Raw genomic sequence first — 11270 nt, 5'->3', positions numbered from 1 at the left:
TCGGCCGCCTGCGCCGCGCGGGCCGTCCTGCCCGCCCTCCGGCGAACCCGCAGGTAACCGTGACGATTACGTTTCGGGCAAGAGACAGCACAGAGAGGACTGCCCTATTGACTCATGAGCGGACATGAGGCTGTTATTACGGCCACGATGTTCGGTCGAGTTGGTTTCTGAGCGGTTTCGACAACCTTTCGGTGATCAACTCATCCCCTTGACCGAGCCCCTGCATTCCTCAGGAGCCGCCATGCGCCTCTCCCCCTCGGGTCTCTCCGTCCCCGGTCCCAGCCGTCGTTCGGTTCTGCGCGGAGCGGGCAGTGCCGCCCTGCTCGCCGGTGCCGGCATACCCCTGCTGTCCGCCTGCGGAGGCAGCGGTTCCTCCTCGGACCCCAAGACCGTCACCCTCGGCTCCAACGCCTCCGACGCGGTGCCGAAGAAGGCCTTCGAGGCCGTGTACGCGCAGTTCAAGAAGCAGTCCGGCATCACGGTCGACGTCAACACCAAGGACCACAACACCTTCCAGGAGCAGATCAACTCGTATCTGCAGGGCACGCCGGACGACGTGTTCAACTGGTTCGCCGGGTACCGCATGCAGTTCTTCGCGGCGAAGGGCCTGGCCTCGCCGATCGACGACGTGTGGGCGAAGATCGGGGACAACTTCCCCGACGCTATGAAGAAGCTCAGCAAGGGCGCGGACGGCAAGTACTACTTCGTGCCGCTGACGACGTACCCCTGGGCGATCTTCTACCGCAAGAGCGTCTTCCAGCAGCACGGCTACAACGTCCCCGGCACCTGGGACGAACTCGTCGCCCTGTGCAAGCAGATGAAGAAGGACGGCCTGGTCCCGATCGCCTTCGGCGACAAGGACGCCTGGCCGGCGATGGGCACCTTCGACCAGATCAACTTCCGGCTCAACGGCTACGACTTCCACGTCCAGCTGATGGCGGGCAAGGCCGCCTGGACCGACCCCAAGGTGAAGGCCGTCTTCGACCACTGGAGCGAGCTGCTCCCCTACCACCAGGACGGCTTCATGGGCCGTACCTGGCAGGACGCCGCGCAGACCCTCGTGTCCAAGAAGGCCGGCATGTACCTCCTCGGCTCCTTCGTGGCGCAGCAGTTCACCGACAAGGCCGACCTGGACGACCTCGACTTCTTCCCCTTCCCGGTGGTCAACCCCGCCTACGGCCAGGACACCGTCGAGGCGCCGACGGACGGCTTCATGGTGAGCAAGTCCCCGAAGAACCACGACGGCGTCGTGAAGCTGATGGAGTACCTGGGCACCCCGGCGGCCGAGGAGCTGTACCTCAAGGGCGACCCGAGCGTGGTGGCCGCCTCCAACAAGGCCAGTACGTCCGCGTACTCGGCGCTGCAGAAGAAGGCGTTCGACATGATCGGCAGCGCCAAGACCCTCACCCAGTTCATGGACCGCGACTCCCGCCCCGACTTCACCTCCACGGTGATGCAGCCGGGCCTGCAGAAGTTCCTGCAGAACCCCAAGGGCGTGGACAGCCTGCTGTCGTCCATCGAGCGCCAGAAGAAGACGATCTTCGCGTCCCAGTGAGCGGCCCGATGACGACCGATACGACCACGAAGACCCCGGAGGCGGCCGCCGTGCCGCCCCCGGGCGCCTCGCCCGCGCGCACGCGGGCCACACACGGCCACCGCCGTCTGCTGACCCGCCGTGACCGTGTCACGCTCGCCCTCATGGCGGGCGTGCCGACCGTCCTGCACGTGCTCCTGGTGTGGGTCACCGCCATCGCCTCGATCTTCCTCGCCTTCACCACCTGGGACGGCATCGGGTTCGACTCGATCAAGTGGGTGGGCCTGGACAACTTCAAGCAACTCTTCAACGACAACCCGCAGTTCTGGCCCGCCGTCCAGCACAACATCATCTGGTTCGTCGTACTGATCCTGATCCCGACGCCGTTCGGCCTGTTCCTGGCCGTGCAGCTGGACAAGCGGATCCGCTTCAGCCGGGTCTACCAGACGGCGTTCTTCCTGCCGGTCGTCATCTCGATGGCCTGCATCGGCTTCGTCTGGCAGCTGGTCTACAACCCGGACACCGGCCTGATCAACAGCATCATCGGGGCCAACAAGCCCGGCCACTACATCGACTGGATCGGCGACCCGCACCTGAACCTGTGGGCGATCCTCATCGCCGCGTCCTGGCGGCACGCCGGCTACATGATGATCCTGTACCTGGCCGGCCTCAAGAGCGTCGACCCCTCGCTCAGGGAGGCCGCAGCGCTGGACGGCGCCAACGAGTGGCAGACGTTCAAGAGCGTCATCTTCCCGACGTTGCGCCCGACCAACACGGTGGTGCTGGTCGTCACGATCATCGAGGCGCTGCGCGCCTTCGACCTGGTCTTCGTCTTCAACAAGGGCGCCCAGGGCACCGAGTTGCTGTCGATCCTGGTCACCAACAACATCATCGGCGAGTCCAGCCGCATCGGTTACGGCTCCGCCATCGCCGTCGTCCTGCTGGTGATCTCCCTCGCGGTGATCATCCCGTATCTGATCGCCACCTTCCGGAAGGAGCGGCGCGCATGAGCAGCACCACTCTGCCGCTGAAGCAGCGCGCCCCGATCCGCCCGGCCCGCGTCCTGCTGCACGTCTTCCTGGCCGGTACGGCGCTGGCCTGGCTGGCACCGCTGCTGTGGGCGATCTTCTCGGCCATGCGGCCGTACAGCGAGACCAGCAACAAGGGATACGTCTCCTGGCCGGACAAGCTGACGTTCGAGAACTTCACGAACGCCTTCCAGCAGTCGGACATGCTGCACTACTTCGGCAACACGCTGGTCATCGCGATCCCTGCCGTGCTGCTGACGCTGTTCCTGTCCTCCTGCGTGGCGTTCTACGTCGCCCGGTTCGACTTCCGGCTCAACCTGGCGCTGCTGCTGGTCTTCACGGCCGGCAACCTGCTCCCGCAGCAGGTCATCATCACCCCGCTGTACCGGTTGTACCTGCTGACGAACCTGCCGGGCATCACCCAGAGCGGCAAGCTGTACGACTCCGCCCTCGGTCTGGTCCTCATCCATGTGGCGTTCCAGTCCGGGTTCTGCGCGTTCGTGCTGAGCAACTACATGCGCTCGCTGCCGCACGAGCTGACGGAGGCCGCGCTGGTCGACGGCGCCTCGGTGTGGCGGCTGTACTGGCAGATCACGCTACCGCTGTGCAAGCCGGCGATGGCGGCCCTGGCGACCCTGCTGTCGATCTGGATCTACAACGACTTCTTCTGGGCGCTGGTGCTCATCTCGACCGGGCAGAACATGCCGATCACCTCGGCCCTGAACAACCTCTCCGGCCAGTACTTCACCGACCCCAACCTGGTCGCCGCCGGCTCCCTGCTGACCGCGATCCCGACGCTGGTCGTGTACTTCGCGCTCCAGCGGCAGTTCGTCAGCGGCCTGACCCTGGGCTCGAACAAGGGCTGAGACGCACCTGAAAGGGAACCGAGAAACACAGTGAAGCGCACCCTGTCCGTCCCCGGCCTCGCGTACGGCGGCGACTACAACCCCGAACAGTGGCCCGAGGAGGTGTGGGCCGAGGACATGCGCCTGATGCGCGAGGCCGGGGTGAACCTGGTCAGCGTCGGCATCTTCTCCTGGGCGCTGCTGGAGCCGTCCGAGGGCGTGTACGACTTCGCGCGCCTGGACAAGGTCCTCGGCCTGCTGCACGAGAACGGCATCGCCGTCGACCTGGCCACGCCCACGGCGGCGCCTCCGGCGTGGTTCTTCCGCGCCCACCCCCAGGCGCTTGTGGTGGACCGCGACGGCCGCACCCTCTCCTACGGCAGCCGTCAGACGTTCTGTCCCTCCTCCCCCGCGTACCGCGAGGCCGCGCTGCGCATCGCGGGCGCGCTGGCCGAGCGGTACGCGGACCATCCGGCGCTGCGCATGTGGCACGTGCACAACGAGTACGGCTGCCACAACGCGGCCTGCTACTGCGACACCAGCGCGGCCGCCTTCCGCCGCTGGCTCAGGGCCCGCCACGGCGACGACCTGAGCGCCCTCAACGACGCCTGGGGCACGCGTTTCTGGAGCCAGTGGTACTACGACTGGGAGGAGGTCCTGCCGCCGCGCGCCACCGGCGCCGTACCCAACCCGACGCACCAGCTGGACTGGCTGCGGTTCTGCTCCGACGAGCTGCTGTCGCTGTGCACGGCGGAACGGGACGTGCTGCGGGCGGCGGCGCCAAACGTCCCGGCCACCACCAACTTCATGGTGATGCCCGCCTTCGACGCGCTCGACTACTGGCGGTGGGCGCCGGAGCTGGACATCGTCTCCAACGACCACTACCTGATGTCCACCGATCCCGAGCCGCAGATCGACATCGCGCTGAGCGGCGACCTCACCCGCTCCCTGGCGGGCGGTCCCTGGCTGCTCATGGAGCACTCCACCGGCGCGGTGAACTGGCAGCCCGTCAACCGCGCCAAGCGCCCCGGTGAGTTGCGCCGCAACGCGCTCGCGCACGTGGCGCGCGGCGCGGACGGCATCGCGTACTTCCAGTGGCGGCAGTCGAGGGCGGGTGCCGAGCAGTGGCACTCGGCGATGGTGCCGCACGCGGGCACCGACAGCCGGATCTGGCGGGACGTGGTGCGACTGGGTGCCGATCTGCGGGCGCTCGCGGAGGTCCGGGGCAGCACCAGTCCGGCCGAGGTGGCGATCGTCTGGGACTGGGACGCCCGCTGGGCCCTGGAACTGCCCTCGCAGCCGAGCGGCGAACTGCGCCACGCGGATCTCGTCCGGGCGTGGTACGAGCCACTGTGGCGGTCCGCGGTGGCCGTGGACTTCGTGCGCCCCGGCGCGGACCTCTCCGGCTACCGGCTGGTGCTGGCCCCGAGCCTGTACCTGGTCGACGAGACGGGGGCGGCGAACCTGGCGGCGTTCGTCGAGCACGGCGGCACCCTCGCCGTGGGCTTCCACAGCGGTGCCGTGAACGAGAACTGCCATGTGCGGCTGGGCGGTTATCCGGGGGCGTTCCGCGAGGTGCTGGGCGTCCGCTCGGACGAACCGTTTCCGCTGCTGCCCGCCGAGCGGGTCGCGCTCTCGGGTGCGGTGCCGGACGGGGCGACGGGCACGCTGTGGTCGGAGCGGCTGCGGCTCGAGGACGCCGAGGCGGTCGCGTCGTACGCCGACGGCGCCCTGGCCGGTGTCCCCGCGGTGACCCGCCGCCCGTACGGCACGGGCGCGGCCTGGTACCTGGCCACACTGCCGGACCCGGCCACCCTGGGCGCGCTGCTGGACCGCATCGGGGGCGAGGCGGGCGTGGAACCGGTGCGCACGGCGCCGCCCGGTGTGGAGGTGGTGCGCCGGCGCGGCCCGCAGGCGGACTACCTGTTCGTCATCGACCACGCCGGCCGGGGCGCCGAAGTCCCCGTCGCCGCGGGCTCGCTGGAGCTGCTGACCGGCAAGGAGACGGCGGGCACGGTCACGGTCGCACCGGGCGACGTGGCGGTCGTACGCGAGCCGCGGTGACCTTCAGCGGTGCTCCGCCCGCGTGAGCAGCTCCGCCAGGTGGTCGGCGAGGGCGACGAGCCGATCGGGCCGGCCGCCCTGGCGGGCCGTGCGGAATCCCTCGCGTCGGCCGTGGAACGCGGCCTGGACCGCGTGCAGTTGGGCCCAGCGCCGGACGCGCTCACGGTCGAGTCCGGCCGCCTCGGCGAAGACGCCGACGGCGCGTTGCACCGCCTTCGGCAGCTCGTCGGCCGTGGCCCGGTGCGCCGCGTAGGTCTTCAGGAGCGTTCCCCCGTCGTACGCCGGGTCTCCCGCGTATCCCTTGGGGTCGACCGCGAGCCACGGCTCGCGGTCGGCGCGCAGGATGTTGCGGGCGTGCAGGTCACCGTGGATGAGCGTGTCCACCCGGTCACGGCCCAGCTCGCGCACGGTCGCCACGGCGGCGTCGACCACGTGCCGGGGCAGCCGGTGCGGCAGCGTCGCCCGGTCGGTGCGCAGCTGCTCCTCCCAGGCACCGCACCGGTCCCGCAGCCGGGGCAGTGCGGGCGGTGCGGGCACGGCGAGGCGGCGGCTGATCCGTCCGGCGACCGCGAGGAGTTCGTCGCCGTCCGCCGTCTGCGCCAGGGTGGTGGCGTGGGCGCGCTCCAGCAGCATCGCGAACCGTTCGTCGTCCCGTTCGTGCAGCCGGACGGCTCCCCGGCCGCGCCAGACCGTGAAGGCGTCGGGCTCGTGCACATTGCCCGGGTGCGGGAAGGACACCTTGAGCACGGCCGCGTCCCCGGCGGCGGCCCGGCGCGCCGGGACGATCACACCGACGCCGCCGTGGGTGACCTCGCCGTCGGGCACGCAGTGCCAGCGCCGCAGCAGGTCGTCCACGATCCCGGGGACGGTGGCGAGCCAGGTCCGTCCGGCGGCTCCTTCGCGCTCGACGGTGCCGCGCACGAAAGCGTCCGGTAGTCCGATCACCTGGCGTCCAGCCCTCGTCGTCGATCGCCCCGACCGCCGTCCGGCATGGTCTCCGGACATGATCGAGGGGTGGTGCCTGACTGCTGCGACACCACCCCTGACCTGCGTTTCCGCAAGTCGGGACGACAGGATTTGAACCTGCGACCCCTTGACCCCCAGTCAAGTGCGCTACCAAGCTGCGCCACGTCCCGATGCACTCACCCACGGTGACCCGCGTGATCGCGCGAACAGCACTTTACCCCACCTTCGGGGGTGGACCGAAGAGGGTCCGGGTGAGCCGGGGACAATCGGTCGTATGACGAACGCGGGCGCATCGGATGCCAGGGACCGGGACGCGGAGGGGCGGGCGCGCAGTGCGCGGCCCCGGGACGGGCTGGGCCGGCCGCTGCCCTACGGCACGGAGGGTGTTCCCCGGCAGCCGGAAGGCGTCGTACGGACGCCACGGGAGACGGTCGCCGCGGCGCAGGCGCTGCTGGACGCCGGAAAGCCGTTCCACGCCCACGAGGTGTTCGAGGACGCCTGGAAGTCGCGGCCCGCGCAGGAGCGCACGCTGTGGCGGGGGCTGGCCCAGCTGGCGGTGGGGCTGACGCACGCCGCGCGCGGGAACGCCGTCGGCGGGGCACGGCTGCTGCGGCGGGGCGCGGGGGCGCTGGCGCAGTGGGAGACCGGGCAGGGCGAGGACCGGCCGTACGGGATCGATCTGGCCGGGCTCACCCGGTGGGCGCGGGAACTGGCGGACCGGGTGGAGCGCGGAGAACTGCCCGTGGACGCCGTGGACGAGGCGCCCCGGCTGAGTGCCTGACGCGACACGACGGGTGCCGCCGCCGGGCCCGGGCAGGCGGTGCGCCCGCTGTCGGTGGCGTAGGGCAGACTCGGGGGCGTGCGAAGGATTCATGTCATCGGTATCGGCGCTGGCGACCCCGACCAGCTGACCCTGCAGGCGGTCAAGGCGCTGCGGAGCACGGACGTCTTCTTCCTGCTCGACAAGGGCGAGGTCAAGAGCGATCTCACCCGGCTCCGCCGGGACATGCTGGACGCGCATCTGTCCGCGGGGTCGTACCGGGTGGTGGAGGCCCGTGACCCGGAGCGGGACCGGAAGGCGGGCGGGCCGGCGTACTCACCGGCGGTGGAGGACTGGCGCAGCGCCCGCGCCGGGATCTACGAGCGGCTGATCGCCGAGGAGCTGGACGAGGACGGCACCGGCGCGTTCCTGGTGTGGGGTGACCCCGCGCTGTACGACAGCACGCTGGGCATCCTCCAGGAGGTGCTGGCCCGCGGCGCGGTCGCGTTCGAGTACGACGTCGTACCGGGCGTCAGCAGTGTCTCCGCCCTGGTCGCCCGCCACCGCACGGGGCTGAACCGGGTGGCCCGCCCCGTGCAGATCACCACCGGGCGCCGGCTGGCCGAGGGCTTCCCCGAGGGCGTGGACGACGTGGTGGTGATGCTGGACGCGCACCAGGCCTTCCGGCGGTACGCCGAGGACGACATCGACATCTACTGGGGGGCGTACCTCGGCACCCCCGACGAGATCCTGGTCTGCGGCCCGATCGCCGAGGCCGCTCCGCGGATCGAGCGGGTGCGGGCCGAGGCCCGCGAGCGCAAGGGCTGGATCATGGACACGTACCTGCTGCGCAGGAACCCCGGGGATCAGTAGGGCGGGGTGGGCGGGGCCGCCTGGACAATCTGATCCGGCTCCATGTCGACGCAGGCCTGCGTGAGCGCGCCGACGGGGACACCATCGGGCCGAGGCACGCCCTGGTCGCCGGGCTGCCGGTCCGCATCAAGTCCGCCGAGAACCGGGACGTGCTGGGTGCCGTCGACCGGATCCGGGCGTCGGTCCTCACCGCGGGCTGAGCCCGAGCCACTCCAGCACGCCCGCCACGTCGGGCACAACCGCCACGCCCCGGGGCCGCGGCGGCCGGCGTACGACGAGCACGGGCAGGGCGAGTTCGCGCGCGGCCGTCAGTTTCGCCGCCGTCGCCTCACCGCCGCTGTCCTTGGTGACCAGCACCTCGATGCGGCGGGTGCGAAGCAGTTCCGTCTCCTCGGCCACCGTGAACGGGCCGCGTGCGAGGACTGCTTCGGTGTGCGGTGGCAGGGGCGGCTCGGGCGGTTCCACCGAGCGGACGACGAAGTGCAGGTCGGTCAGGTGGGCGAAGGCGGCGAGGCCCAGGCGCCCGGTGCTGAGGAAGACCCGGCGGCCGAGGCCGGGCAGCGCCTCGGCGGCCCCGGCCAGGGACGGGACGTCATACCAGCGGTCGCCGGGGCCCGGGCGCCAGCCGGGGCGACGCAGGACGACCAGGGGGACGTCCGTGGCCGCCGCGGCGCGGACGGCGCCCGCCGTGATGTTCTCGGCGAAGGGGTGGGTGGCGTCGACCAGGGCGTCGACGTGGTGCCGGAGCAGCCAGTCGGCCAGGCCCTCCGCCCCGCCGAAGCCGCCGGTCCGTACCTCGCCCGCCACCGCTCCCGGCCGGGCGACCCGGCCCGCCAGGGACGTGGTCACCCGGACACCGGTCCGGGCGGCCAGGTCGGCGGCGAGACGGCGGGCCTCGGTGGTGCCGCCGAGGATCAGGACGTGCGCGGGCATGGGGGTGAGGGTACGAGGTCGCAGGGTCCGGTCCGGCCTCCGGGTCGCTACGGTCGGGGTATGGATTCCGTGCGTGCCGTGCTGATCGACATCGACGGTGTGCTCACCGTCTCCTGGAAGCCGCTGCCGGGCGCGGTGCGGGCGCTGCGCGCGATCCGCGCGGCGGGGCTCGGTGCGGCGCTGGTGACCAACACGACGTCCCGCACCCGGGCGTCGGTCGCCGAGACCCTGTCGGAGGCCGGGTTCGAGGTGAGTGCGCGCGACGTGCTCACCGCGCCCGCCGTCACCGCCGCCCATCTCGCCGAGCACTGCCCGGGCGCCCGCTGCGCCCTGCTCAACAGCGGGAACATCCGGGAGGACCTCGGTAACCTCACCCTGGTCGAGGAGAGTCCCGACGTGGTCGTCGTCGGCGGCGCCGGTCCCGAGTTCGACTACGCGGCGCTCAACCGTGCCTTCGGGCACCTCCAGCGGGGCGCCCGGCTCGTCGCCATGCACCGCAATCTGTACTGGCGCACCGACGAAGAGCTGCAACTGGACTCGGGCGCCTTTCTGATCGGGCTGGAGAAGGCGGCCCGGGTGGAGGCGGAGGTCACCGGCAAGCCGTCCCCGGCGTTCTTCGAGGCCGCGCTGGCCCGGCTGGGGGTGGGCGCGAACCGGGCGCTGATGGTGGGCGACGACATCGAGTCGGACGTACTCGCGGCGCAGCGGGCCGGGATCACCGGTGTGCTCGTCAGGACGGGGAAGTACCAACCGGAGACCCATGCGAACGCGAGCGGCACACCGGACCATGTGGTGGACTCCTTCGCGGACCTTCCCGCTCTGCTGGGGCTGGGGCCTGTCTGACGATTCGCGTCGTTGCCCGAGGGGCGGCCGAGCGGCGTCAGTGCGTGCTCTCGGCGTGCCGGCCCCAGGCCCTCGTACCGGACACGTACTCGGGTCCGGGGCCGGTACGGCGAGCGGGGGCACCTCCCACGCCCTTGAGGCAGTGGGGGGAGCGTGCATGGCACCGCGCGCCGACGGGAATCGTCGGACAGGCCCTAGCGCAGCAGCAGTTGCACTCCGCCCACGACCGTCGCCGCGATCACGAGTTGTTCGAAGAGGCGCTGGTTGATCCTGTTCACGGCCCATGTGCCGAACAGCGCGCCGGGCACGACGAACACCGCGAGCGCGGCGTCAAGGAGCAGCGAGCGCCCGTCGATCAGTCCGAGGCCCGCGCTGAACGGCACCTTGGACACGTTCACGATCAGGAAGAAGAACGCCGAGGTACCGAGGAAGCCCAGTTTCCGGAAGCCGGCGGACAACAGGTACATCGACATCACCGGGCCGCCCGCGTTGGCGACCATCGTGGTGAACCCGCCGAGCACTCCGTAGGAGCGGGCCTTGGCGCGGCCGCCGCGTGTGGTCCCCGCCTCCGGCGCCTGCGCCGTGTCCGTCGTGCGGCGCCGCCACAGCGTCACTCCGGCCATCAGCAGCAGGATCGCGCCGATCGAGGTCCGTACGGTCCCGTCGTCGGCCCACATCAGGAACAGCGTGCCGGCCGCCACTCCGGCTGCGACGGCCGGAAACAGCCGCCACAGAGTGGGCCAGTGGGCGTGCCGCCGGTAGATGAGGACGGCGAGCACGTCCCCGGTGATCAGGACGGGCAGCAGGACGCCGGTGGAGGCGCGGGCCGGGAGGACGGCCGCGAACACGGCGAGGCTCACCGTGTTGGCCCCGCTCACCGCGGTCTTGGAGAAGCCGACGAGGAGGGCCGCGAAGGCGAGCGCCGCGAACCCCCAGCCGGATATGTGCCAGAGCGTCATCGTGTTCATGCGGGGACCGATGCTATGGACGGACGGGCCTCCGGCGTAAGGACCGTCTCGCCAGGTGGCCCCTGCCGCGGCCCCGCCGCCCGCTATGGGGGCTTTACGGCTGTTCCACGTACCGCGCCCGCAGTTCCCGCTTCAGCACCCTCGTGCTGGGCCCGAGCGGCATCGCGTCGGTGAACTCCACGCGCCGCGGGTACTTGTGCCGGCCCAGGTGCTCCTTGGACCACTCGGTGATCGCTGCGGCGTCCGGGGCGGTGCCCGGGGCCGGTACGACGACGACGCACACCTCCTCGCCGTGCAGCTCGTCGGGCAGCCCCATGACGGCGACCTGGGTGGTGCCGGGGTGGCGCATCAGCACCTCCCCGACCTCCCTCGGGTAGACGTTGCAGCCGCCGCGGATGATGACGTCCTTCTTGCGGTCGACGATGGGCCTAGAAGTCTCATGAAGATCCGATGGGC

At 71.0% G+C, this 11270-nt stretch carries 11 protein-coding genes and 1 tRNA gene; 7 read left to right on the top strand and 5 right to left on the bottom strand.

Going from position 1 to position 11270, the window contains the following annotated elements; translation table 11 throughout:
- Window positions 1–241 precede the first annotated feature (241 nt).
- Genes AC5WRT_RS38260 through AC5WRT_RS38245 form a run of 4 tightly spaced genes read left to right on the top strand, consistent with a single transcriptional unit; the run spans window position 242 to window position 5471 of the window.
- On the top strand, window positions 242–1555 hold the full coding sequence (locus tag AC5WRT_RS38260; RefSeq protein WP_496098796.1) for an ABC transporter substrate-binding protein: 1314 nt from the start codon (window positions 242–244) through the stop codon (window positions 1553–1555).
- Between the two features lie 8 nt (window positions 1556–1563).
- Entirely contained in the window at window positions 1564–2544 is a 981-nt protein-coding gene (locus tag AC5WRT_RS38255; protein WP_496098795.1) for a carbohydrate ABC transporter permease, read from the top strand.
- On the top strand, window positions 2541–3428 hold the full coding sequence (locus AC5WRT_RS38250) for a carbohydrate ABC transporter permease (protein ID WP_496098794.1): 888 nt from the start codon (window positions 2541–2543) through the stop codon (window positions 3426–3428). Before AC5WRT_RS38255 ends, AC5WRT_RS38250 begins: the two co-directional genes overlap by 4 nt.
- Before the next feature lie 30 nt (window positions 3429–3458).
- Window positions 3459–5471, top strand: coding sequence for a beta-galactosidase (locus AC5WRT_RS38245; RefSeq protein WP_496098793.1), 2013 nt, complete (start codon window positions 3459–3461; stop codon window positions 5469–5471).
- Between the two features lie 3 nt (window positions 5472–5474).
- Here AC5WRT_RS38245 and AC5WRT_RS38240 read toward each other — a convergent pair whose 3' ends face one another.
- Complete coding sequence (locus AC5WRT_RS38240) at window positions 5475–6416, bottom strand: aminoglycoside phosphotransferase family protein (RefSeq protein ID WP_496098792.1); 942 nt, start codon at window positions 6414–6416, stop codon at window positions 5475–5477.
- Between the two features lie 117 nt (window positions 6417–6533).
- Window positions 6534–6607 (bottom strand) — tRNA-Pro (locus tag AC5WRT_RS38235).
- A 104-nt stretch (window positions 6608–6711) separates the two neighbouring features.
- Between AC5WRT_RS38235 and AC5WRT_RS38230 the strand changes: the two genes are divergently transcribed.
- Together AC5WRT_RS38230 and cobF are read left to right on the top strand one after the other, a co-directional pair.
- Complete coding sequence (locus tag AC5WRT_RS38230) at window positions 6712–7218, top strand: DUF309 domain-containing protein (protein WP_496101069.1); 507 nt, start codon at window positions 6712–6714, stop codon at window positions 7216–7218.
- A 78-nt stretch (window positions 7219–7296) separates the two neighbouring features.
- Complete coding sequence (gene cobF, locus AC5WRT_RS38225) at window positions 7297–8070, top strand: precorrin-6A synthase (deacetylating) (RefSeq protein ID WP_496098790.1); 774 nt, start codon at window positions 7297–7299, stop codon at window positions 8068–8070.
- A gap of 186 nt (window positions 8071–8256) precedes the next feature.
- Here the strand turns inward: cobF and AC5WRT_RS38220 are convergent, their stop codons facing one another.
- On the bottom strand, window positions 8257–9003 hold the full coding sequence (locus AC5WRT_RS38220; protein ID WP_496101068.1) for a cobalt-precorrin-6A reductase: 747 nt from the start codon (window positions 9001–9003) through the stop codon (window positions 8257–8259).
- A 60-nt stretch (window positions 9004–9063) separates the two neighbouring features.
- On the opposite strand from AC5WRT_RS38220, the gene AC5WRT_RS38215 reads away from it, so the two are divergent.
- A complete protein-coding gene (locus AC5WRT_RS38215; RefSeq protein WP_496101067.1) occupies window positions 9064–9846 on the top strand; it encodes an HAD-IIA family hydrolase in 783 nt (260 codons plus the stop codon).
- A gap of 194 nt (window positions 9847–10040) precedes the next feature.
- Here the strand turns inward: AC5WRT_RS38215 and AC5WRT_RS38210 are convergent, their stop codons facing one another.
- Together AC5WRT_RS38210 and AC5WRT_RS38205 are read right to left on the bottom strand one after the other, a co-directional pair.
- Window positions 10041–10814: a sulfite exporter TauE/SafE family protein gene (locus AC5WRT_RS38210; RefSeq protein ID WP_496098787.1), complete on the bottom strand. Its 774-nt coding sequence runs from the start codon at window positions 10812–10814 to the stop codon at window positions 10041–10043.
- A 94-nt stretch (window positions 10815–10908) separates the two neighbouring features.
- Window positions 10909–11270 (bottom strand): AMP-binding enzyme (locus AC5WRT_RS38205; protein WP_496098786.1); only part of this gene is annotated, 362 nt, incomplete at its 5' end.

The sequence above is a fragment of the Streptomyces sp. NTD91 genome (assembly GCF_059510455.1).
Note: the sequence above shows the minus strand (reverse complement) of the source record. Positions and strands in the feature narration are given on the sequence as shown.